Source organism: Nocardiopsis sp. L17-MgMaSL7 (assembly GCF_003182025.1).
GTDB lineage: Bacteria > Actinomycetota > Actinomycetes > Streptosporangiales > Streptosporangiaceae > Nocardiopsis > Nocardiopsis prasina.
Genome location: NZ_QGTF01000001.1, coordinates 193,241 through 215,889, shown reverse-complemented (window position 1 = coordinate 215,889; position 22,649 = coordinate 193,241). Strand labels below are relative to the sequence as shown.

Sequence of the window (22,649 nt, the reverse complement as noted above, 5' to 3'; positions counted from 1 at the left end):
GTTCAGTGATCGCTGCCGAGGCTTGCGGTTCCGTTCAGCGGGTGCCTCGGGCGCGGGCGATCTCGATCACCGCGCGCTCCAGCGCGTACTCGGGATCGCGTCCGGCACCCTTGATGAGCGCGTCGGTCTCGGCGATCACCGCCATCGCCCGGGTCACCCCGGCCGCGTTCCACCCACGAGCCTGCTGACGCAGGGTACGCAGCTTCCACGGCGGTACCTTGGCCCGCTTGGCCAGCTCCGCCTCGTTCATGCCGCGCGGAGGCTGGGCGGCCACCGCGATCCCGCGCACGGCACCGGCCAGGGCGCTGTTGATGAGCACCGGGGCGGTGCCCACCGCGAGGGACCAGCGCAGCTGTTCCAGGGCCTCGGGCAGGCGACCCTCCACGGCACGGTCGGCGACGGTGAATCCGGAGGCCTCCGCCTTGCCGGAGTGGTACCTGGCCACCGCCGCCGCGTCCACCCTGCCCTCGGTGTCCGCGATCAGCTGGGTGCAGGCCGCGGCGATCTCACGCAGCTCGGTGCCGACCGCGTCCACCAGCGCCTGCGCGGCGTCCTGAGTGATCTGCCGTCCGGCGGAGGAGAACTCGCTCTTGACGAAGGCGACCCGCTCGGGCCCCTTGGTGGGACCCTTGCAGTCCACCCGCTGGGCCCCGGCCTTCACCGCGGCCTGGAGCAGTGCCTTGCCCTTGGCGCCACCCGCGTGGGTGAGCACCATGAACACGTCGTCGGCGGGCGCCTTGAGGTAGTCGGTGACGGTCGCCGCCAGATCCTTGACCAGGTCCTGGGAGGAGCGGATCACCACCACCCGGCGGTCGCCGAAGAGCGAGGGCGACGTGACCTCCACCAGGGTGGACAGGCCCACCTGGGCGGGCACGAGGTCGTGGACGTCCACCTCGGGGTCTTCCGCGCGGGCCGAGGCGACGACAGCGGCCACGGCCCGGTCGACGAGGAGCTCCTCGTCGCCGACGATGAGCGTGATGAGGGCGGGTGCAGGCATACAACGAGGATGCCACGCTCCACCGACCAACCGGTGCCCGATGGCCCATAGCTGCTTGCCTCCTCGCTCCCAGACCCTGTTCGTGCCTTCGCTCCCGGGGCGTGTGTCCGCGACAGTGCCTTGCCGAGTCGGACGCCCACCTCGCGGTGGCGCTACCTACGGGTCGGGTCTCGGGCCACGGGTGGCCACCCGTACCGGTCCGCCCAGGACGGCGACGTCACCGTCGAGGTCGGTGCGCGCGTGCGCCTGCGCCATCCCCTCCAGCACTCCCACCGTGAACGGGGTGGGGTGACCGTAGGAGTTCTCCCGGCCAGCGGAGGTGACCGCCACCGTCGCCTCCGTGGCTGTGAGGAAGGCGGGGACCTGGGTGTTCGAGCCGTGGTGGGGCGTGGTCAGCACCGTCACCGACAACAGCTCGGCTTCGGGCTCACGCAGCAGTGCGCTCTGGGCCTCCATCTCGATGTCCCCGGTGAGCAGCACGGACATCTGCGGGCCGTCGGCGCGCACGACCACCGAGGTGTCGTTCACCGACCCCACGAACCCGCTCCTGGGCCAGAGCACCCGCAGCAGCCACGGACCCACCCGGAACCGCTGCCCCCGCTGAGCTTCGTGCAGTTCCACCCCCTCCTCTGCCAACAGACGGCCCGCCGGGCCCTCACCGAACCCCGGCGGGGCCAGCGCCACCGGAACCCTCCGGTGCCGCAGCACGCCGGGTGCGCCGTCCACGTGATCGGCGTGGTCGTGGCTGAGGACCAGCAGCGGCACCACGCGTATCCCCAGGCGGTCCAGACAGCCGTCCACCAGGTCCGGGTCGTCCCCGGTGTCGAAGACCACAGCCTCCCCTCCACCCGCGGACAGCACGAACGCGTCCCCCTGGCCCACGTCGCAGGCGACCAGGGCCCATCCAGGCGGCGGCCACCCTCCCGGCACGCAGCGGGCGGCCAACCCCAGGACCAGCACGGCCACCGCCACGGCGGCGAGCACCCGCCGGGTCAGGCCACGGGTCAGCAGGAACACCAGCAGCACCACGGCCAACAACAGGCCGCCCACCACGTCCGACCGCCAGGGCAGCGCGCCGTAGGGGACCCGCGCCCCGGTCTCGGCCACGAGGGCGATCCAGGACACACCCAGCCCGGGCAGGGGCACCAGGAAGGCGGCGCCGCCCGGCCACACCGACGCCAGAGCGGTCAGCGCCGACCCGGCCACGGTCACCACCGCCACCACGGGCGCGGCCAGCACGTTGGCCGGGATCGCCACCCAGGACACCTCGCCGGACAGCAGCACCAGCACCGGTGCGACCGCCACCTGCGCGGCCACCGCGACCGCGAAGCCCTCGGCCACCGGGCGGGGCCAGCGTTCCGACCAGGCCCGGGCCCAACCGGGAACGAGCACCAGAATTCCCGCCGTGGCCAGCACAGACAGCGCGAACCCGTAGGACGCGGCCAGGCCGGGCGCGACGAACAGCACCCCCACCACGGTGGCGCACAGAGCCCGCATCCCCGCCTGCGCTCTGCCGGTGGCCAACGCCAACAGACCCAGGGACCCCATGAACGCCGCCCGCACCACGCTCGGCTCGGGACGGCACACCAGGACGAACACCCAGATCATCAGGGCGCCGCCCAGCACCGCGCACCAGGTGGGCGCGCGTGTCCACCTGGCCACCCCCAGAACGAACCCGGTGAGGATCGCGAGGTTGGCGCCGCTGACGGTGAGCAGGTGCGTCATCCCGGTGGCTCGGAAGTCCTCGGCCGTGCGTTCCGGCAACGCGGACACGTCACCGACGATCAGTGCCGGGAGGAGCCCCCGCTCGGGCTGGGACAGACCTGCGGAGGCCTCGCGCAGGCCCGACCGGACCTCACCCGCGAACGCCTGAAACCTCCCGGGTTCGCCCACCGCCTCCGGAGGACCCCGCACGAGTACCAGGGCGGCGGTGAGCTGGTCGTCGTCCGAGGCCAGGAAGGAACCGTGCGCCTCGAAGCTCTGGCCCGGCAGCAGCTCCTCCCAGCCCGGTCCGGAGGCCAATACCACCACCGGGGCTCGCGACACCCGCTCCGCACCGTCCACCCGAACCCACTCGGTGTGCGCGGGCACCACCCACTCGGCTCGGCCCGGACGCGGCAGGCCGGCCCTGGAACGCGGATCGGTGGTGACCACCGCGCGGAAGGCCGCCTCACCGCCCTGTTCCGTGGCCGCCGTTGCGGCGCTGGAGGCGTTCCGATGCACGTGGACCCCCGCCACCGCCGCCACCGTCGCGCCACAGGCCAACGTGGCGACCAGGGCCAACGCCGGGGCCTCCAGTACGTGGTGGTGCACCATGAGTGCCGCCAGCGCTGCGAAACCCAGCACTCCCGCGAACGACCACGCGAGCCATGGTGGGACGGCCAGTGCGCCGAGCGCGGCCAGCCAGGCGGCGACGGCGGGGAGAAACAGTTTGAGGTCCGGTGGTCGGTCCAGACCGTGCGCGTCGGTACCCAGCCAGCTGACCACCCTCACCCCACCGTCACGTGGGGTTCGAGGTTCCTGAACGTCTTCTCCGCGATGCCTTCCACACCCAGCAGGTCCTCGACGCCGCTGAACGCCCCGCCGAGCGACTCACGGTGGGCGAGGATCTGCTGGGCCTTCTTCTGCCCGATCCCCGGAAGCGTCTCGAGTTCGGCCTGCCCGGCCAGGTTGAGGTTGACCAGGGGGCCGCTGCCCTCGGGTCCGTCACCCGACCCACCGTCCGGTTGGGGGACTCCCACGAGGACGCGTTCGCCGTCAGTCAACGGCCGGGCGAGGTTGACCAGGTCCAGGTCGGCTTCGGGCAACGGACCGCCCGCCTCCTCCACCGCGTCGGCCACGCGCGATCCGGCGGGCATGGTGTACAGCCCGGGCTCGGCGACCTCACCGCCCACGTGCACCACCACGTCCCCGCCCGGTTCCGCGGACTCCTCACCCGTTCCGCCCCCGTCCCCGGGCGCGGTCTCTTGGTCCGTGTCATGGCCGACCGGGGAGGCCTGGTCCGCCAGGTCGGACACGGTCACCTCTTCGGGGCGGTCACGCAGGGCCAGGAAGGCACCCGCCACGGCGAGCAGCCCCACGACCAACAGGGCCACCACCGCCCGCCGGGACAGCGCGGAGTGGGAGCCCCAACGCTCGGCCACCCGTTCCAGGACCGAACCAGGACCCTCAGGAGACAGTTCCGTGTACCCGGACGGTGGCCGGGCCGCAGCCTGGCTCAGGCCCTCTCGCCCGCCCGGAGGTCGCCCCGGCCCAGGCGCGTGCCGGGCCCCGGGCCCGGACTCGGGTCCGCCCTCGGGTGCCACGACGACCGGCTGCTCCCACGTTGGCCGCTCCCGTTCGCCAGTGCCTGCGGAGTCGTTGGCCAGGGCCTCCGGGGCGAACTCGGACACCACCTCGTGGTGCTGTCGCACGGTGGGGCCGGACCGGAGTTCCGAGGGCCGCCCGGCCTGATCGCCGACTGAGTCGCCGTCGTACGTCCAGGGTTCCTGGCCGGGCTCGGGCTCGGGAGCGACCTCGTGGTGCCGTCGCGCGGTGTGGCCGGTCCGGAGTCGGGGCCCCGGGTGCCCTCCCTGCCGCGCGTCTGCGGCGCCGTCGTCCCAGTCCTCGGGGGCCGTCCCGTGGAGCCGCCGCGCCGCATCGTTCCAGGACTCGGGTGGCCGCCGGGCTGCGGAGTCCGTCAGCGCGGTGTCGTGGCCGTCGAGTTCGGGGTCTTCGAGGGGCCGTACCGACGTCCCGGACCAGCCGTCCGAGGAAACCCCCTCGTGCGGTTTCGCGGGTGTGCCCACCCAGGAGGCCGGGGGTGCTGCGCCGCCCGAGACGGGAGACACCTCACCCGGTGGTGGTTCCTCCCGGGGGTCGAGTTGGGAGGAGGCGCTGGGGAGGCCGCCGGGGTTCGGTGTGATCCGGACGGTGGGCGAGGACTCCGGGTCCAGGGAGTCCTCTGGCGGCCACTCCGTCTGATCCGTGGCCGCGGCCGTTCGGTTCCACAGCGGTCCCGGTGGGGAGGGAGAGGTCCAGTGCGGGCTCCGCCCCGGCTCGTGGCCGTCGGGGAGGTAGGGGGTATCCGCCCCGCCGACCGCGTAGGGAGGCCGGGGGAGGGTCACCACGGACGTGGGATCGGGAAGGGGGCTGGGGGCGAGGACGCGCGGCGGTTCGGCGGTGGGGGAGGAGCCCAGGCCGAGGGTGCGGAGCCGTTCCTCGGGGTCTGACAGGGGAGATGTGCGCCGCGACCGGCGCGAAGCGGTCATGGATCCAACGCTAGGTAGGCCGGAACCCCCTGTCATCGGCCAGTTTCGATCTGTGGATAACTCGCCGGGGCGCGGGGCACCCGGTTTCGGGCAGGCTTGCGCGGGCGGAGACCGAGGCTCCCCCGATATCGAGCAAACCAGGATCGGCGCCGACGATCCAGGGGGCCGGTGCGACCTGTGGACAACTCCCACACGAGGGAGTTCCCGGGCCTAGAGGCTGGGCCCGTGTGCGCCCCCGGTCCCACACCGGTTTCGAGGACCCGCGCTGGGCGGCCCGCCGCGTCAGGTCAGGACCAGCCGGGGCGATCGGACGGGCCCGCGCGGGAGGCGCTGGGCATGACGAAGGGCCCGGTCCTGGCGGACCGGGCCCTCGCGAAGCCTTCTTGCCCTGAGTCCCTAGGCGGACTGAAGGGCGTCCAGGCGCTTGGCGATCGCGCTCTTGCGGTTCGCGGCCTGGTTCTTGTGGATGACGCCCTTGCTGCTGGCCTTGTCCAGGGCGCGAGCGGCGTCACGCTGCGCGACGGTGGCCTGCTCGACGTTCCCGGCCTCGGCAGCTTCGCGGAACTTCCGAACGGCCGTCTTCAGGGAAGAGCGCACCGCCTGGTTGCGGACACGAGCCTTCTCGTTCTGCCGAATGCGCTTCTTCTGCGACTTGATGTTCGCCATGCGAAAACGTGCTCCAGTTACTGTGATCTTCGCGTCGGTCGAACAGGCGGCTCATCCCATGGGCAGCCGTTCCATGAGAGGCCTGCGTGGGCGCCGACGCAGGGTGTGTGTGAGTCCACAGGGCTCAAATTCGAACGTGGAAGTCCGAGACACGGACTTCTCAGTATGCCGCACCATGCGGACCACTCGGGACCCCGGGGGTGCGCACCGCCCGTTCGCCCCCTCGGGATGGGCCACCACGCGCTCCCCGAACCGTCACCGCTCTCCCACCGGGGACAGCCAGGCCGTCCGGTAGGCGGTCAGATCACCCTCCGCGGCCTCGTCCACCAGGTACAGGGACACGCCCAGGGTCATCGTCTCCGGGACCTCCTCGACCCTCGACATCCCCAACCGGACGGCGGCGATCGCGGTCAGCGCCGTCTCGTTCTCCGTGACCGGCCCCCACTGTTCGCTCTCGTAGGTCGGCACCCCGAACCTCACGGTGACGTCCTCGCGGGTGCGCAGCGCCGTCACCGCCTCGGTCACCTGCCGCACCATGAACCCGCCGTACAACCCCGCCGAGGGCATGTTCGCCCCCACCCCCGGCAGCACGACCTGGTCCGCGTGCTCGGTCACCCGGTCCAGATATCCCTTCGACCAGTACTTCTCCTCGCCGCCCGCGACGAACGACGCGACCCGCCCACCGGGCACCAGCTCCACGTGATGGGCCTGGACCGACAGCAGCGCGTCCTCGTCCAGCTCCTCCCGCACCAGTTCCATGAGGGAGGGCAGGGACGGGTCGTTCACTGTCACCGGACGGATCTCCAGGTGCACCCCGTCGAACCCGTCCGCGCCCACCTCGGCGACGACCGGGGCCAGGGCCTCCCGGGCCGGGGCGTCGAACCGGTCCCGGATGAGCGACGAACCCGACTCCACGTGCCGCAGCCACGCCAGCGCCTCCACGTCGGGGAAGTTCGCGTCCAGCCACGACAGCAGGACCCCGGTGTCCGGCACCCGCTCCACACTGCCGTCCGCGTCCACCTCACCCGCGTACACGTACAGCGTGCTCACCGAGCCCGTGTCCAGCAGGCCCTCCAGGGCCCCCGTGTCCGCCCACGAACCCACCCACGCCGCGTCCGCGCCCTGGGAGGCGGCCCAGTCCTCGGGCGACCCCGAGTACTGGTAGGCCAGCAGCGCGCCGGCGCCCACCACCACGACCAGGACCGCCGCCACTCCGGCCAGCAACCGTTTCAGTAGCCACTTCACCCGTACGCCACCCGCTCTCGTCCGGCGCCCTCGTCCGCTGGGCACCCGCATCGCCCGTTTCCGGTCCCAGGTCGCATAATCTGGACTCAGGTCCCGCGCTCGCGCCCATACTGCCGTATCCTCACCGGCCGCTTCCGGTGAGGACGGTCTCGGCGCCGTGGGATGATGGACGATGCCGTGGCCGGATGGTCCTCCCATCACCGAGAGCCCGGCGGGGCGGCGCCACCCCAGGCGCGCGACGACCCACACCCAACCCTGTGAACGGAGCACGGTGGCACAGCCGAACTGGACCGATCCCGCGCTGATCCGCAACTTCTGCATCATCGCGCACATCGACCATGGCAAGTCGACGCTGGCCGACCGGATGCTCCAGATCACGGGCGTCGTCGAGGACCGTCAGATGCGCGCCCAGTACCTGGACCGCATGGACATCGAGCGCGAGCGCGGCATCACGATCAAGTCGCAGGCCGTGCGCATCCCGTTCACGGCCGTGGACGACCGGACCTACACGCTCGACCTCATCGACACCCCCGGCCACGTCGACTTCACCTACGAGGTGTCGCGCTCCCTGGCCGCGTGTGAGGGCGCGATCCTGCTGGTCGACGCCGCGCAGGGCATCGAGGCCCAGACCCTCGCCAACCTCTACATGGCGCTGGAGAACGACCTCACCATCATCCCGGTCCTGAACAAGATCGACCTGCCCGCCGCGCAGCCCGAGAAGTACGCCGAGGAGCTCGCCGGGATCATCGGCTGCGAGGCCTCCGACGTCCTCAAGGTGAGCGCGAAGACCGGCGAGGGCGTCGAGGACCTGCTCAACGAGATCGTCAACCAGATCCCGCCGCCCGTCGGCCAGGCCGACGCCCCGGCCCGCGCGATGATCTTCGACTCGGTCTACGACACCTACCGCGGCGTGGTCACCTACGTTCGGGTCGTGGACGGTCACCTCAGCCCGCGTGAGCGCATCCAGATGATGTCCACCAAGGCCTCCCACGAGATCCTGGAGATCGGCGTCAGCTCGCCCGAGCCGACCAAGTGCCAGGGGCTGGGCGTGGGCGAGGTCGGCTACATCATCACCGGCGTGAAGGACGTGCGCCAGTCCAAGGTGGGTGACACCATCACCTCCCTGGCCAAGCCCGCCACCGACATGCTCGGCGGCTACCAGGAACCCAAGCCGATGGTGTTCTCGGGCCTGTACCCGATCGAGGGCACCGACTACCCGGTGCTGCGCGACGCCCTGGAGAAGCTCCAGCTGAACGACGCCGCGCTGGCCTTCGAGCCGGAGACCTCCGCGGCCCTCGGCTTCGGCTTCCGCTGCGGCTTCCTGGGCCTGCTCCACCTGGAGATCACCCGCGCCCGCCTCGAGCGCGAGTTCAACCTCGACCTCATTTCCACCGCGCCCAACGTGATCTACCGCGTGGACATGGAGGACGGCGCCGAGCACGTGGTGACCAACCCCAGCGAGTTCCCCACCGGCAAGATCGAGGGCATCTACGAGCCGATGGTCAAGGCCACGGTCCTGAGCCCCTCCGACTACATCGGTCAGATCATGGAGCTGTGCCAGGACCGCCGCGGTGAGCTCCAGGGCATGGACTACCTGTCCGAGGACCGCGTCGAGATGCGGTACACGCTGCCCATGGCGGAGATCGTCTTCGACTTCTTCGACGCCCTCAAGTCCCGGACCAAGGGGTACGCCTCCCTGGACTACGAGCCCATCGGCGAGCAGAAGGCCGACCTCGTCAAGGTGGACATCCTCCTCCAGGGCGAGCCGGTCGACGCGTTCTCCGCGATCGTCCACAAGGAGAAGTCCTACGCCTACGGTGTGGAGATGACCAAGAAGCTGCGCGAGCTCATCCCGCGGCAGCAGTTCGAGGTCCCGGTCCAGGCCGCCATCGGCGCCCGGGTCATCGCTCGTGAGAACATCCGCGCCATCCGCAAGGACGTGCTCTCCAAGTGCTACGGCGGCGACATCAGCCGTAAGCGCAAGCTGCTGGAGAAGCAGAAGGAGGGCAAGAAGCGGATGAAGATGGTCGGCCGGGTCGAGGTGCCCCAGGAGGCCTTCATCTCCGCGCTGTCCACCGACACCAGCGGTGCCGAGGACAAGAAGAAGAAGTAGGGGACGGCCCCGGTCGGCGCACCGCCGCCCGGGGGCCGGTAACACGAGAGAGGGGCGCCCCCGCCAGGAGCGCCCCTCTCCTCGTGTGCCGTGCGAGCGCACGGAGTGTGCCCCGGGCCCTGGCGGACCGGAACCAGCTACCCCTTCACCGCCCCGGCGGTGAGCCCGTCGCTGATGTAGCGCTGGAGGAACCAGAACACGATCAGCGTGGGCAGGGACAGCATCAGCGCGCCCACCGCGAACATCCCGAAGTTGGCGTTGCGCTGCGAGGCGACCAGTTGGTACAGCCCCAGGCCCAGCGTCTTGGCGTCCGTGTCCCTCAGGAACACGCTGGCCATCAGGAACTCGTTGATGGTGGAGATGAACACCAGCAGCGCCACGATCGCCAGCACCGGGGTCACCAGCGGGAGCATGATCCGGAAGAACACCTGCGCGTGGGTGGCGCCGTCGATCTGAGCCGACTCGTCCAGTTCCTTCGGCACCGTGTCGAAGAAGCCCTTCATCAGCCACGTGTTGATGCTCAGCGCACCGCCCAGGTACACCAGCAGCAGACCCCACCGGGTGTCGAAGCCGATCGCCGGGTACAGCTCACCGATGTTGGAGAACATCAGGTAGATGGCGACGATCGCCAGGAACTGCGGGAACATCTGGATGATGAGGAGGCCGATCAGTCCCACCCTGCGCCCCTTGAACCGCATCCGGCTGAAGGCGTAGGCCGCCAGCGCGGAGAGCAGCACCGTCACCGCCGCGTTGGTGGTCGCGAAGAACAGCGAGTTCGCGTACCAGGTGGTGAACGGCGTGTTCCGGAACAGGTCCCGGGCGTTGTCCAGGCTCGCCCCGGTCGGCCACAGCTGCGCGCTGCTCAGGGTGCCGACGGGGTTGAGGGCGGCCGAGACCACGAACAGCACGGGGAAGATCGCGAAGGCCACGACCACCACCATGACCGCGTGCCGCCACCCCAGACGTCGGGCCCACAGCGCGAACCGGGTGGCTCCGCTGCGCGTGTGGGGCGCGCGTACCGCATCGGGAACGCCGACCGTCATCGGTCCACCTCCTTGAGGGCCTTGCTCCGACTCAGGCTGACCACGGAGATCACGGAGACGATGAGGAAGATCATCACCGAAAGCGCCGCCGCGTACCCGTACTGTGCCGTGGCCTCGTTGAAGGCCAGCCGGTAGGTGTAGGTGATGAGCAGGTCCGTGCCGCCCGCCGTCGGGTTGTCCGGCGAGAACGGCCCGCCCCTGGTGATCAGCCACACCGCGTTGAAGTTGTTGAAGTTGAACGCGAACGTGGCGATGAGGATCGGGGTCATGGCGACCATCAGCAGCGGCAGAGTGACGTGCCGGAAGGCCTGCCACGGTCCCGCTCCGTCGATCTGCGCGGCCTGCCCGAGCTCGCGCGGGATCGCCTGCAACGCTCCGGTGGCCACCAGGAACATGTACGGGTACCCCAGCCACACGTTGGCGAGGATGACGGCGGCCCGGGCGGTCCACACGTCGCCCAGCCAGTCGATCTGGAGCCCGAGCATCCGGTTGAAGAGGCCGAAGTCGGTGTTGAACATGTCCCGCCACAGCAGGAACATGGCCAGCGAACTCATGGCGTAGGGCAGGATCACCAGGACGCGGTAGAGCACCTTGCCGCGCATCCTCGGCACGTGCAGGGTCAGGGCGATCCCCAGCCCCACCACGAACACCAGCCCGGTGACGGACACCGCGAACACCAGGTTCCACAGCAGGATGCCGAAGAACGAGCTGGCGAAGGTCGGGTTGAGCAGGAAGCGCGCGAAGTTGTCGAGACCGACGTTGACCTGCCAGCCCTGGGCCAGCCGCTGTCCGTCCTCGTTGTGGAACGCGCCGCGTTCGTTGTCGGCCGTGTAGACCTCACCGCTCTCGGAGTCGGTGACGCAGTCGCAACCCTGGTCGTAGACCCGGACGGCGCTGCCCTCGAACGCGCTGGACAGCCCGCTGGAGCGGATGCCCGATCCGTCGTCGGTGGGGACCGCGAACTCCTGGAGTTCGTCGCTGCGCGCGTTCACCTCGGCGGGCGTCAGGATCGTGTACCCGAACGCGCCGGTGACCTTCCCGGCCGCGTCGACGTCGGCGCCGCCGAGGTCGCTCAGACCGTCCGCGGTGCCCACGTGGGCGTGGCCCTCGGCGTCGGTGAGCAGGAAGGCCAGCTCACCGGTGTCGGGGTCTCCCGTGGTGGCGACAGTGAGCACGTACTCGGGGGAGTCGGGGTCGCGGGTGACCGAGAATGCCTCGATGGCCGCGATCGCCCGGTCCTTGTCGCCCCGGTGGCCGTCGCTGAGGTTGGTCACCGAGGTGCTCATCGTGTAGAGCACCGGCAGGATCTGGAACGCCAGGAGGAACACCACACCCGGGACCAGGTACTTCGCCGGGACGGTGCGTTTGGACAGGTAGACGTAGTAGACCAGGCCGACCACCAAGGCGACCAGGCCGATGCCCCACCAGTTGCCCGCCACGTACAACGGCAGGACCGCCCACACGCCGAAGGCGGTGAACACGCCGAGCAGGGCGATCCTGACGAGCTGGCCGACGATCGACCCGTTGGCGGCGAACCGGCCCCCGGGCAGCGGTGGACGGGCGGGCGTCCCGGGGGAGGACGGGCCCGCGCCGTCGCGGCTGGAAGCTGCCACCTCTACTGGCCGATCTGCTCGGCGATGGTGTCGTGGGCGGCCTCCATGGCCTCGCGGACGTCCCCGCCCGCGATGGCCTGGGCCTGAGCCTGGCCCAGCGGGTCCCAGGTCTCGCCCATCTCGGGGATTGAGGGCATCGGCATGCCCTCGGCGCCGGCCTCGGCGATCGCGGCGATGTTGGCGTCGTCCGCGGAGACGGCCTCCAGCGCCTCGCTCTGCACGGGGGTGCGCGGGTCGGCGTCGTAGAGGCTGAGAATGAAGTCGGTGGAGGTGACGTAGTTGGTCACGAACTCCTGGGCCAGGGCGCTGTTGGAGCTGCCTTCGGTGACGAAGAAGGCGTGGTAGCCGATGTAGGGGCTGGCCGGGGCCTCGCCCTCGAAGCCGGGGATGGGGCTGATCCCGAAGTCGATGCCCGCGTCGTTGGCGTCACCGATGTTCCACGGCCCGGCGATGAAGAAGGGTGCCTCCTCCTCGTAGAAGAGGTTGGCGTCGTTCTCGGTGTCGATGGAGCGGCGCAGCACGCCCTCTCCGTCCTCCCCGTACTCGGCGATCCTCTCCATGGCGGCGACGGACTCGTCCGACCCCACGCCGAGGTCGGCGGGGTCCCAGGTGCCGGTCTCGTCCTGCCCGAAGAGGTAGCCGCCCGCCGAGGTGAACAGGGCGTTCATCCGGAAGGGCTCGCCCTCCTGACCGATCGCCATCGCCAGGACCTCGCTGGTTTCACCCGCGTCCTTGAGTTCACCGCCGACCTCGACGAGCTCCTCGAAGGTCTCCGGGGCGTCGGGGACCAGCGCCGTGTTGCGCATCAGGAAGATGTTCTCCTGGGAGTACGGGACACCGAAGAGTTGCCCGTCGTAGGAGAGTGCCTCGACGGCGGTCTCGTCCACGGCCCCGGCCTGGTCTCCGGTGAGCTCGACCGGGGAGACCGCGCCGTTGCGGACCAGGTTGCCGGTCCAGTCGTGCGCCCCGATGAAGACGTCGGGGGCGTTGCCCGCCTGGTGGGCGTTGAGGAGGTCGCCCTGGATGTCGTCGAAGGCCAGTCCCTGGACGTCCACCTCGATACCGTTGGCCTCGGCGAACTCGGTGGCCGCGCTCTGGATGGCGTCGGCGCGTTCGGGGTCGGACCAGATGACGAGGGTGCCCTCGGCGGCTCCCTCGTCGCCACCGTCCGGACCGTCGCTGCTGCATGCGGTCGCCACCAGGGCGATCGCGGCGATACCGGCGGCCGCTGAAGCGCTGCGGGATCTCATGGTGTCTTCCTTCCGGGAGGACTGCGGAGGTGGGGCGCATGCGGGTCACCGGGGGGACCGGGTCCGTTGCGGGCATGCGTGGTGATGTGACGTTAGCAATAACTTGCAGGCTTTGAAAGTCTTTGCAGGCGCCCGGGATAAAGATGTGGAAACACCACGGAAACGAAGGGGGCGGCCGGTGCGGGGAGTGGCTCCGTGCTCACTCCGGGTCGGTGTTGCGCTCCGCGGAGGCCTCCAGGATCAGCCGTTCGGCCTCGGCCAGCGCGTCGGCCGGGTTCCCTCCGCCGATGTGGTCCGCGCTGGCCTGCGAGAACGGGCTCCACGCCGCCTCCGTCCCGGGAATGGCGGGCGTCGGAAGGGCACCCTCGCCCGCGCGTTGGAAGGCCGCCGGGTCCGGGTCCTGGGCGGCCACCGTCTCCAGCGCCGCGTCCGGCGCGGGAACGCGCGGCCACGCCCGGGTTCGCGGGGTCGGGGTCACCCGAGGCGTCCTCCCAGAACAGGTATCCGCCGACCGAGGAGAAGAACGGGTGGATGTGCTGGGCGTCGCCCTCATCGCTCACCCGGACCCTCAGTACCCGGGCCGCCGCACCCGAGCCCACCACGTCCGTGCCGGTCTCCGCTATCGCCTCCGACGAACCGGGGCTCCCGAGCAGGCGGGTGTTGCGGGACGGCGCCGGCTTCTCGGTCGGGTGGGGCACCCGTACGCGCGGCCATCGTGGGTCAGGGCGTCCAGGGCGCCTGCGGAGAACAGGTCGGCGTCGTCGGCGGACGGGCCCGACGGGACGACAGACCCCGCCTCCGGCGGGACCCCGGCGAGCGGGCGGCCCCCGTGGAAGGTGATGTGAAGGCGGACCGCGTGGAGGCGGGTGCCGGACGGCGCTCGCACCGTCCGGCACCCGGGGGCTCACGGACCGGTCAGACGCGCAGCCACGCCGAGGTCTCGGCGGGCAGGGACAGCGCGCCGTCGGCCAGTTCGGCGCCGGGGCCGCTGGCCACCAGGACCTCACCGGAGGCAGGCAGCTCGACGGCGTCACCGCTCAGGTTGACCGCCACCCGCACACCGGGCTCGCGCTCGAAGTACAGGACGCCCTCGGGGGAGTCGAGCCAGCTCATCGAGCCGTCGCCCAGGGCCTCCAGCTCACGGCGCAGACCGAGGGCGGCGGTGTACAGCTCCAGGGTCGAACCCTCCACACCGCGCTGACAGGCGCGGGCCAGCTCCGCCCACACCTCGGGGACCGGCAGCCACGGCGTGCTGCCGTCGGGGCCGAACCCGTACGGGGCGGCGTCGCCCTCCCACGGCAGCGGCACGCGGCATCCGTCGCGGCCCCGCTCGGTGCGGCCCGAACGCTCCCAGGTGGGGTCCTGGAGCGACTCCTCCGGGAGGTCGGTGACCTCCGGCAGGCCCAGCTCCTCGCCCTGGTACAGGTACACTGAACCGGGCAGGCCCAGCATCAGCAGGGTGGCCGCGCGCGCACGCCGCAGCCCCTGGTCGCCACCACCGAAGCGGGTCACGTGCCGGGTGACGTCGTGGTTGGACAGCACCCACGTGGTCGTCGCCCCGACGGCGCCGTTGGCGGCCAGGGAACCGTCGATCACCTCGCGCAGGCGCCCGGCGTCCCACGGCGCGGTGAGGTACTCGAAGTTGAACGCCTGGTGCAGCTCGTCCGGGCGCAGGTAGCGCGCCACCCGCTCGGCGTCCTCCACCCAGGCCTCGGCCACCAGGGTCCGGTCGCCCGGGTACCCGGCGGCGATACGCGACCAGCGGCGGTAGATGTCGTGGACGCCGTCCTGGTCGAAGTAGGGCAGCGAGGTGCTGCCGTCGAGCAGGTCCGCCTTGGCGTCGGGGTCGATGTCGGGCAGCGCCGGGTCCTTGACCATGCCGTGCGCCACGTCGATCCGGAACCCGTCCACCCCGCGGTCCAGCCAGAAGCGCAGGACGTCGTCGAACTCGTCGTGGACCTCCTGGTTGCTCCAGTCGAAGTCCGGCTGCTCGGGGTCGAACAGGTGCAGGTACCACTGCTCGGGGGTGCCGTCGGCGGTCTTGAGTCGGGTCCAGGCCGGGCCGCCGAAGATCGACTTCCAGTTGTTGGGCGGCTCCTCGCCGTCCGCCCCCCGGCCGTCACGGAAGACGTACCGCGAACGCGCGGCGCTGCCCGGTTCGGCGGCCACGGCCTCGCGGAACCAGCGGTGCGCGGAGGAGGAGTGGTTGGGGACCACGTCGATGATCATGCGGATGCCCAGTTCGTGGGCGGTGGACAGGAGGGCGTCGAAGTCCTCCAGGGTGCCGAACCGGGGGTCGACGTCGCGGTAGTCGGCGACGTCGTAGCCGCCGTCGGCCAGCGGCGAGACGTAGAAGGGGGTCAGCCAGATCGCGTCCACGCCGAGCTCGGCCAGCTGGGGGAGGCGCTCGCGGATGCCGGTGAGGTCGCCCTCGCCGTCCCCGTTGGAATCGGCGAAGCTGCGCACGTAGATCTGGTAGATGGCCGCCTCGCGCCACCAGTGAGACTGGTCCTTCATCTGTGGGGGTCCTTCCGGATCATGGCTGCAAGTTCTTGCGCAAGATTACCGCCAACTTTCGTCCCTGTGTCAGGATTCTCGACTAGAGTTGCCCGCATGGGTCCACGACTTGCCGACATCGCACGGCACGCAGGCGTCAGCGAGGCCACCGTCTCGCGGGTGCTCAACGACAAGCCCGGCGTCGGCAGCGACACGCGCAAGGCCGTTCTCACCGCGCTCGACGTGCTCGGATACGAACGCCCCGCCCGGCTGCGCCAGCGCTCCGCCGGACTGGTCGGCATGGTCATCCCCGAGTTGGAGAACCCGGTCTTCCCGATGTTCGCCCAGGCGGCCGAAGGCGCCCTGGCGCAGCGCGGGTACACGCCCGTGCTGTGCACCCAGACCCCCGGCGGGATATCAGAGGACGAGTACGTGGAACTCCTCCTGGAGCGCAACGTCTCCGGCATCCTCTTCGTCTCCGGAAAGCACGCCGACACCACCGCCTCGCACGAGCGCTACCAGGCCCTGGTCTCCCGGCGGCTGCCGATCGTGCTGGTCAACGGCTACACGGAGTCCGTCCCGGCGGCCTTCATCTCCGCCGACGACCGCGAGGCCGGACGCCTGGCCGTCAACCACCTCGTCGCCCTCGGCCACACCCGCATCGGCTTCACCAGCGGACCCGAGCGCTACGTCCCGGTCCGCCGCAAACTGGAGGGCTACCACCAGGCCCTCGCCGAGCACGGCCTGGACGGCGACGACCTCGTCCAGCTCTCCCTCTTCGGTGTGGAGGGCGGGCACGCCGCCGCGGGCAGACTCATCGAACGCGGCGTCACCGCCATGGTCTGCGGCTCCGACATCATGGCCCTGGGCGCCATCCGCGCCGCCCGCCAGCACGGACTGCGCGTACCCCAGGACTTCTCCGTGGTCGGCTACGACGACTCCCAGCTCATCGCCTTCACGGACCCGCCGCTGACCACCGTCCGCCAGCCCGTCAACGCGATGGCCATGGCCGCCGTGCGGGCCCTGTGCGACGAGATCGCCGGTCACCCCGTCTCGCACGCCGAGTACGTCTTCGACCCCGAGCTGGTCGTGCGCGGCTCCACGGCGGCCGCCCCCGCGGCGTCCCTGCCCGGCTCGTCCGCGCAGAGCCACCTGGACGTCCCCTCCTCACTGCGCAGGGACCCGCAGGACGCCACCCAAGGAGTCTGATCCCGGGCCTCCCCGGACGGGCCACCCGGAGCACGGTGAGTGTCAGGGCACGTCGTCGGGTCGGTGACACTGGAGACATGCCATCCGTAGCCCTCGACGGCGAACCCGTGCCCCGGACCGGGGAACTCCCCGAGACCTCCCTCGCCGAACTCGGCGAGCGCCCGCTCGGGTTCTACGTCCACGTGCCCTTCTGCGTCACCCGCTGCGGCTACTGCGACTTCAACACCTACACCGCCGACGAACTCGTCTCACGGGACGGAACCGCCACGGCCTCCCGGGAGACCTACGCCGGGCAGGCGGCGGGCGAGGTCGCCCTGGCCGACCAGGTGCTGACCGGCGAACGCCCGCCGGTCAGCACCGTGTTCGTGGGCGGCGGCACACCCACCCTGCTCTCACCCGAGGACCTCGGACTCGTCCTCGGTGAGATCCGCGACCGCTTCGGACTCACCCCCGACGCGGAGATCACCACCGAGGCCAACCCGGAGACGGTCGACCCGGACTACCTCGCCCGCCTCAGGGAGGCCGGGTTCACCCGGGTGTCCTTCGGCATGCAGAGCGCCCGCCCCCACGTCCTGCGCGTCCTGGAGCGCGGCCACACCCCGGGCCGCCCCGAACAGTGCGTGACCTGGGCCCGCCAGGCCGGGTTCGAGCACGTCAACCTCGACCTCATCTACGGCACACCGGGGGAGAGCGACGAGGACTGGGCGGCCTCCCTGGACGCCGCCATCGGTGCCGGGCCCGACCACGTCTCCGCCTACTCCCTGATCGTGGAGGACGGAACCCGTCTGGCCGCCCGCGTCCGCAGGGGAGAACTCACCGAACCCGACGACGACGCCATGGCCGACCGCTACCTCATGGCGGACGAGGCCCTGGCCAGGGCCGGGTACACCCCCTACGAGGTGTCCAACTGGGCCCGCAGCACCGAGGGGCGCAGCGCACACAACATGCTCTACTGGACCGGCGGACACTGGTGGGGGATCGGCCCGGGTGCGCACAGCCACGTGGGCGGGACCCGCTGGTGGAACGTCAAGCACCCCGCCGCCTACGCGGCCCGCCTGGCCGCCGGGGACAGCCCGGCCCACGCCCGAGAGGTGCTCACCGAGGCCGAGCGCAGATTCGAGCGGGTCCTGTTGGAACTGCGTGTGGACGGCGGCTGCCCGCTGGAACTCCTGGATGCCCCGGGCCTGGCCGCCGCCGAACGCCTGGTGAAGGAGGGGCTCCTGGACCCCGTGGCCCACTCCGGGGGACGCGCCGCGCTGACCAGGCGGGGCCGCCTACTCGCGGACGCCGTCGTCCGCGACCTCACCTGAGGCACACACGAAGGAGGGGCCCGGCACGAAGCCGGGCCCCTCCTTCACGCGTGGAACGTCGGGTTACTTCACCCAGGTGACGTCCATCGGGTAGCGGGCCCACTCGCCCCGGTCCACCGCCGACGCCGCGCGGAAACCGGAGACGATCGAGAAGATGACCAGGCCGATCCAGGTCAGGATGCCGATGAGCAGCCAGGCCAGGATGCCGGAGATGACGTAGCCGATCAGCATCACCAGCTGGAAGCTGAGCGCCCGGGCGGCCTGGTCGCGGACGTACGGCGACTCGTCCTTCTTCGTGATGTACACGATGAGCGGCAGCAGCCAGCCGAGGAAGCCGCCGCCGATGTGGGCGAGCTTCGCCGAGCTGCGCTCCTCCGGGGTCGGCACGTAGGCACCGTAGCCCTGGGCACCGGGCTGCTGGTAGCCGCCGTACTGACCGCCGTGGGGAGGCGGGTAACCACCGGGCTGCTGGTAGCCGCCCTGGGGGTAGCCGCCGGGCTGCTGGTAGCCGCCCTGGGGCGGCGGGTAACCGCCGCTCTGCGGACCGTTGTACGGAACGGGAGGACCACCGGGGACACCACCCTGCTGCGGGTAGCCGGGAGGGGGCGGGTAGCCCCCGGACTCACCCTGACCGTAGGGGTCGTGGGGGTTCGGGTTGTTCGGATAGGACATGGTGGTTCCTTGGTGTGTGGGCGCGGGTGACTACTTCAGGAGCCGGATGCTCACGGGGTAGCGGGACCAGGCTCCCCTGTTGGCTCCGGAGGCTCCCAGAACGCCGAAGACGATGGAGATGATCCACACGAGGGCGATGAGAAGGTAGCCGATCCAGGACAGGCTGGGGAAAAAGATACCCAAGCCGAAGAATGCCACGCCAGCGAAGATGTACGGGATCAGCATAGTGATCTGGAAGTTCGCCGCTTCGGACGCGTGGTGCCGGATGAACGGTGACTGGTTGCGCTTGGCGAAGTAGATGGCCAGCGGCGGGATCCAGCCGAGGAAGGCGATCACGAATCCGGACAGGTGCGCGAGCATGGCGACGAGTACGTCGTTGCCGCCACCGGCGGGCTGCTGGACCGGCTGCTGACCGTAGACCTGCTGGGGCTGCTGGAACTGCTCCCCGTAACCGGCCTGGGGCTGCGCCTGCACGGGCTGGGCCTGCTGGAACTGCGGCTGGCCGTACCCCTGGGGGGCGTAGCCGGCCTGAGCCTGGTCAGCGGCTGGCTGACCCCAGGCGGGCTGTGCGCCGCTCTGCTGGGCCTGCGCCTCCGGCTGGCCCCAGGCCGGCTGCTGCGGCTGCGGCTGGCCACCGGCAGGCTGGCCCCAGGTCGGCTGCGCGCCGCTCTGCTGCGGCTGGCCGTACGCCTGTCCCGCGGGCTGGCCCCAGTGCGGCTGCTGCGGCTCGCTGGCCGTCGACTGCTCCCAACCGGGCTGGGCCTGTTGGGGCTGGCCGTAGCTCTGGGGCTGCGGGGCCTGCGCCCCAGGCTGGTTCCCACCGGGCTGAGCACCGGTCGGCGGTGGGCCGTACGCCTGCGCCTGTTCCTGCGGCTGTCCCCATGCGGGCTGTGCGCCGCTGGTCTGCTGGGGCGCCTGCGGCTGACCGCCGGTGTCGGGTCCCCAGCCGGGCTGTGCCTGGGGTGGCTGTGCCGGTTGGGGCTGGCCGTAGGTCTGCGGCTGCGGGGCCTGTGCTCCGGGCTGGCCCCATCCGGGCTGGGGCTGCTGCGGGTCGCCGCCGGGTACTCCCCATGCGGGCTGTGCGCCGCTGGTCTGCTGGGGTGCCTGGGGCTGGCCGCCGGTGTCGGGTCCCCAGCCGGTCTGTGCCTGGGGTGGCTGTGCTGGCTGGGGCTGGCTGTAGGCCTGGGGCTGCGGGGCCTGTGCCCCGGGCTGGCCCCATCCGGGCTGGGCCTGTTGCGGGTCGCCGCCGGGTACTCCCCATGCGGGCTGTGCGCCGCTGGTCTGCTGGGGTGCCTGGGGCTGGCCGCCCGTGCCGTGACCCCATCCAGGCTGCGCACCGCTCGGCTGCGCCTGAGACGGTTGGGGCTGGCCGTAGGCCTGCGCCTGCGGGGGGTGGCCGGGCTGCTCAGGCCCCTGCGGCTGGCCTCCGGCGGGCTGCCCCCAGGCGGGCTGAGCCCCGCTCTGCTGCTGACCGTGGGCCTGCGCGTCGGGCTGGCCCCAACCGGGCTGCGCGCCGCTCTGCTGTGCGGGCTCCTGCGGCGGTTGCCGCTGTCCCTGCGGGTCGTCCGGTGACGGATGACTGGACGGGGTCTCGCTCATGCTCTTCCTTGACTCCGCTGTTGGGGGCGCTTGCTGTCTGCCCGAAGGACTCGGGCCGTACCGACGACCGCGGAGGGCCGGAGGCCGTGTCGCCCGACGGAAACGGGGGAGCGGTGTCCCGGGGGATCCATCAGACCACGTGATCGTGACAATCCTAGTGTTCCGCGGTGTGCGTTCCCGTGACGAAGTCGATGAGCTCCTCCACCCGCCCCAGCAGGGAGGGTTCGAGGTCCCCGTAGCCACGGACTGAGCCCAGGATGCGGCGCCAGGCCTCACCCGTCTCCATCCGCCAGCCGAGAGCGTCCACGACGCCCTCCTTCCAGGGCAGCCCCCGAGGGATCTCGGGCCAGGCCCCGATCCCCACCGCGCTCGGACGCACCGCCTGCCACACGTCCACGTAGGGATGGCCGACCACGAGCACGTCCGCGCCACGGGCGCGCTCGGCGATCCGGCTCTCCTTGGACCCCGGCACCAGGTGGTCCACCAGGACCCCCAGACGGCGCCCCGGACCCGGCTCGAACTCCGCCACCACCGCGGGAAGGTCGTCGACCCCCTCCAGGAACTCGACGGCCACCCCCTCCACGCGGAGGTCGTGGCCCCAGACCTTCTCGACCAGTTCGGCGTCGTGGGCACCCTCGACGTAGATCCGGCTCTCGCGGGCCGTGCGGGCCCGCGCGTCGGTCACCGCGATCGACCCCGAGGCGCTGCGCAGAGGACCCTTGGGGGCCTCCGTCGGACGCACCAGTGTCACCGGTTCACCGTCCACGAGGAAGGCGGCCTGGCCCAGCTCGAACACCCTGCGGCGCCCGTCCCGGTCCTCCAGGGTCACCGCGGCCTTGTCCCAGGACACCACGGCCCCGCAGAAGGTCTCGTCGGCGTCCTCCACGACCAGGTCACGGCTGAGGGGTATCTCGCGAACCGTGCCCTTCTTCGGTCGCCGCCAGTCTCCCGCCAGAACGTCGCGGCCGTAACGGCCGGTTCCCTTGGTAACCACGGTGGTGCAGTCTACTGGTGACGGACCCCGGACGCCCGTTGGCGGGTGGCGCACGTCGCGGATCCGAGAAGGAAGAAGCGACCCCCGTCCACGTGTTACTGCGTGCGGGTAGCCGTGCGGGTTTGCGGCCGGGCATAGAATTAGCACTGAGGACCTTGGAGTGCCAGGAGGTGGCGAGTTGCTGGATGAGCGCAAGCTCGCGGTCCTGCGTGCGGTCGTCGAGGACTTCGTCAACACCAACGAACCCGTGGGTTCCCGGGCGTTGGCGGACCGTCACCCCCTTGGTGTCTCCTCGGCGACCATTCGCAACGACATGGTCGCCCTCGAGGAGGACGGCTACATCACCCAACCCCACACCAGTGCGGGACGGGTGCCCACCGACAAGGGGTACCGGCTCTTCGTGGACCGGCTCTCCTCCGTCAAGCCGCTCTCGGCGGCCGAACGGCGTGCCATCGAGTCCTTCCTCGGCGGTGCCGTGGACCTCGACGAGATCGTCGCCCGCACGGTGCGGCTGCTCGCGCAGCTCACCCGGCAGGTCGCGATCGTCCAGTACCCGTCGCTGACCCGCTCGTCGGTCCAGCACGTGGAACTGGTGCCGCTCGGCGGCCAGCGCATCATGATGGTCGTCATCACCAACACCGGCCGGGTCGAACAGCGCGTCATCGACGGGCTGGGATCGGTCAGCGAGACCGTGGTGGACGACCTGCGCAACATGCTCAACCGCGCCATCGCGGGCAGACACCTCGGTGACGTGCCGGACGCGGTGGAGGACCTGCCCGCCCAGGTCGCACCGGAGGACCGGCCCGTCGCGGTCGCGGTCCTCTCCATCCTGCTGGAGAGCCTCGTGGAAAGACACGAGGAGAAGATCGTTCTGGCGGGAACCGCCAACCTGGCCGCGGTCGACTTCGCGGCCAGCCTGCGCGAGGTGCTCGAAGCACTGGAAGAGAACATGGTCCTCATCCGACTGCTCGGTGAGGCCAAGGACCCCTCCATGCTCACAGTGCGCATCGGCGCGGAGAACTTCCACGAGGGCCTTCGATCCACTTCCATCGTGTCGGCTGACTACGGCGTGGGAAACCAGTCGCTGGCCAAGATCGGAGTGGTGGGCCCGACCCGTATGGACTACCCAGGGACGATGGGCGCCGTCCGTGCGGTGGCCCGGTATGTCGGACAGATTTTGGCAGGACAGTAA

General features: G+C 71.0%; 18 protein-coding genes. 5 read left to right on the top strand and 13 right to left on the bottom strand.

Annotation, left to right across the window (positions count from 1 at the left end):
* Window positions 1-34: 34 nt before the first annotated feature.
* The 5 genes from holA to BDW27_RS00925 form a co-directional block, all read right to left on the bottom strand.
* The gene (gene holA, locus BDW27_RS00945) at window positions 35-997 is read right to left on the bottom strand and encodes a DNA polymerase III subunit delta (protein ID WP_026129569.1); all 963 of its coding nucleotides are present in this window, start codon (window positions 995-997) and stop codon (window positions 35-37) included.
* Between the two features lie 156 nt (window positions 998-1,153).
* On the bottom strand, window positions 1,154-3,484 hold the full coding sequence (locus tag BDW27_RS00940; protein ID WP_110047825.1) for a ComEC/Rec2 family competence protein: 2,331 nt from the start codon (window positions 3,482-3,484) through the stop codon (window positions 1,154-1,156).
* 2 nt (window positions 3,485-3,486) lie between these two features.
* Complete coding sequence (locus BDW27_RS27345) at window positions 3,487-5,247, bottom strand: helix-hairpin-helix domain-containing protein (protein ID WP_199560506.1); 1,761 nt, start codon at window positions 5,245-5,247, stop codon at window positions 3,487-3,489.
* A 396-nt stretch (window positions 5,248-5,643) separates the two neighbouring features.
* Window positions 5,644-5,913: a 30S ribosomal protein S20 gene (gene rpsT / locus BDW27_RS00930; RefSeq protein WP_017546319.1), complete on the bottom strand. Its 270-nt coding sequence runs from the start codon at window positions 5,911-5,913 to the stop codon at window positions 5,644-5,646.
* 255 nt (window positions 5,914-6,168) lie between these two features.
* On the bottom strand, window positions 6,169-7,158 hold the full coding sequence (locus tag BDW27_RS00925; protein WP_199560505.1) for a hypothetical protein: 990 nt from the start codon (window positions 7,156-7,158) through the stop codon (window positions 6,169-6,171).
* 271 nt (window positions 7,159-7,429) lie between these two features.
* Between BDW27_RS00925 and lepA the strand changes: the two genes are divergently transcribed.
* Window positions 7,430-9,271 (top strand): translation elongation factor 4, encoded by a 1,842-nt coding sequence (gene lepA / locus BDW27_RS00920; protein ID WP_017546317.1) that lies wholly within the window; start codon window positions 7,430-7,432, stop codon window positions 9,269-9,271.
* A gap of 137 nt (window positions 9,272-9,408) precedes the next feature.
* Here lepA and BDW27_RS00915 read toward each other — a convergent pair whose 3' ends face one another.
* The 5 genes from BDW27_RS00915 to BDW27_RS00895 form a co-directional block, all read right to left on the bottom strand.
* Window positions 9,409-10,314 (bottom strand): sugar ABC transporter permease, encoded by a 906-nt coding sequence (locus BDW27_RS00915; protein ID WP_049574259.1) that lies wholly within the window; start codon window positions 10,312-10,314, stop codon window positions 9,409-9,411.
* Window positions 10,311-11,927, bottom strand: coding sequence for an ABC transporter permease subunit (locus BDW27_RS00910; protein WP_110047823.1), 1,617 nt, complete (start codon window positions 11,925-11,927; stop codon window positions 10,311-10,313). Before BDW27_RS00910 ends, BDW27_RS00915 begins: the two co-directional genes overlap by 4 nt.
* Window positions 11,928-11,929: 2 nt before the next feature.
* Window positions 11,930-13,177 (bottom strand): extracellular solute-binding protein, encoded by a 1,248-nt coding sequence (locus BDW27_RS00905; RefSeq protein WP_110047822.1) that lies wholly within the window; start codon window positions 13,175-13,177, stop codon window positions 11,930-11,932.
* A 199-nt stretch (window positions 13,178-13,376) separates the two neighbouring features.
* Window positions 13,377-13,655, bottom strand: a complete 279-nt coding sequence (locus tag BDW27_RS00900; protein ID WP_110047821.1) for a hypothetical protein — start codon at window positions 13,653-13,655, stop codon at window positions 13,377-13,379.
* A gap of 437 nt (window positions 13,656-14,092) precedes the next feature.
* Complete coding sequence (locus BDW27_RS00895) at window positions 14,093-15,694, bottom strand: glycoside hydrolase family 13 protein (protein ID WP_110047820.1); 1,602 nt, start codon at window positions 15,692-15,694, stop codon at window positions 14,093-14,095.
* A gap of 96 nt (window positions 15,695-15,790) precedes the next feature.
* Here BDW27_RS00895 and BDW27_RS00890 point away from each other — a divergent pair, with 96 nt between their 5' ends.
* Both BDW27_RS00890 and hemW read left to right on the top strand, forming a co-directional pair.
* Entirely contained in the window at window positions 15,791-16,882 is a 1,092-nt protein-coding gene (locus BDW27_RS00890; protein ID WP_110047819.1) for a LacI family DNA-binding transcriptional regulator, read from the top strand.
* 77 nt (window positions 16,883-16,959) lie between these two features.
* Window positions 16,960-18,192, top strand: coding sequence for a radical SAM family heme chaperone HemW (gene hemW / locus BDW27_RS00885; protein ID WP_110047818.1), 1,233 nt, complete (start codon window positions 16,960-16,962; stop codon window positions 18,190-18,192).
* Window positions 18,193-18,255: 63 nt separating this feature from the next.
* Here the strand turns inward: hemW and BDW27_RS00880 are convergent, their stop codons facing one another.
* Window positions 18,256-18,864, bottom strand: a complete 609-nt coding sequence (locus BDW27_RS00880) for a DUF4870 domain-containing protein (RefSeq protein ID WP_110047817.1) — start codon at window positions 18,862-18,864, stop codon at window positions 18,256-18,258.
* A 30-nt stretch (window positions 18,865-18,894) separates the two neighbouring features.
* Entirely contained in the window at window positions 18,895-19,224 is a 330-nt protein-coding gene (locus tag BDW27_RS00875; protein WP_026129564.1) for a DUF4870 domain-containing protein, read from the bottom strand.
* On the opposite strand from BDW27_RS00875, the gene BDW27_RS27040 reads away from it, so the two are divergent.
* Window positions 19,213-20,436 (top strand): hypothetical protein, encoded by a 1,224-nt coding sequence (locus BDW27_RS27040; RefSeq protein ID WP_146223235.1) that lies wholly within the window; start codon window positions 19,213-19,215, stop codon window positions 20,434-20,436. The genes BDW27_RS00875 and BDW27_RS27040 overlap by 12 nt on opposite strands.
* A gap of 181 nt (window positions 20,437-20,617) precedes the next feature.
* Here the strand turns inward: BDW27_RS27040 and BDW27_RS00870 are convergent, their stop codons facing one another.
* Window positions 20,618-21,457, bottom strand: coding sequence for a DUF3097 domain-containing protein (locus BDW27_RS00870; RefSeq protein WP_110047816.1), 840 nt, complete (start codon window positions 21,455-21,457; stop codon window positions 20,618-20,620).
* 178 nt (window positions 21,458-21,635) lie between these two features.
* Here BDW27_RS00870 and hrcA point away from each other — a divergent pair, with 178 nt between their 5' ends.
* The gene (hrcA, locus tag BDW27_RS00865) at window positions 21,636-22,649 is read left to right on the top strand and encodes a heat-inducible transcriptional repressor HrcA (RefSeq protein WP_017546305.1); all 1,014 of its coding nucleotides are present in this window, start codon (window positions 21,636-21,638) and stop codon (window positions 22,647-22,649) included.

What these genes read in the sequence shown, in the direction of transcription:
- rpsT (WP_017546319.1), bottom strand. Translation starts at nt 5,913, where the DNA reads ATGGCGAACATCAAGTCGCAGAAGAAGCGCATTCGGCAGAACGAGAAG.
- BDW27_RS00905 (WP_110047822.1), bottom strand. Translation starts at nt 13,177, where the DNA reads ATGAGATCCCGCAGCGCTTCAGCGGCCGCCGGTATCGCCGCGATCGCC.
- BDW27_RS27345 (WP_199560506.1), bottom strand. Translation starts at nt 5,247, where the DNA reads ATGACCGCTTCGCGCCGGTCGCGGCGCACATCTCCCCTGTCAGACCCC.
- BDW27_RS00895 (WP_110047820.1), bottom strand. Translation starts at nt 15,694, where the DNA reads ATGAAGGACCAGTCTCACTGGTGGCGCGAGGCGGCCATCTACCAGATC.
- BDW27_RS00890 (WP_110047819.1), top strand. Translation starts at nt 15,791, where the DNA reads ATGGGTCCACGACTTGCCGACATCGCACGGCACGCAGGCGTCAGCGAG.
- hemW (WP_110047818.1), top strand. Translation starts at nt 16,960, where the DNA reads ATGCCATCCGTAGCCCTCGACGGCGAACCCGTGCCCCGGACCGGGGAA.
- holA (WP_026129569.1), bottom strand. Translation starts at nt 997, where the DNA reads ATGCCTGCACCCGCCCTCATCACGCTCATCGTCGGCGACGAGGAGCTC.
- BDW27_RS00880 (WP_110047817.1), bottom strand. Translation starts at nt 18,864, where the DNA reads ATGTCCTATCCGAACAACCCGAACCCCCACGACCCCTACGGTCAGGGT.
- BDW27_RS00915 (WP_049574259.1), bottom strand. Translation starts at nt 10,314, where the DNA reads ATGACGGTCGGCGTTCCCGATGCGGTACGCGCGCCCCACACGCGCAGC.
- BDW27_RS00875 (WP_026129564.1), bottom strand. Translation starts at nt 19,224, where the DNA reads ATGCTCGCGCACCTGTCCGGATTCGTGATCGCCTTCCTCGGCTGGATC.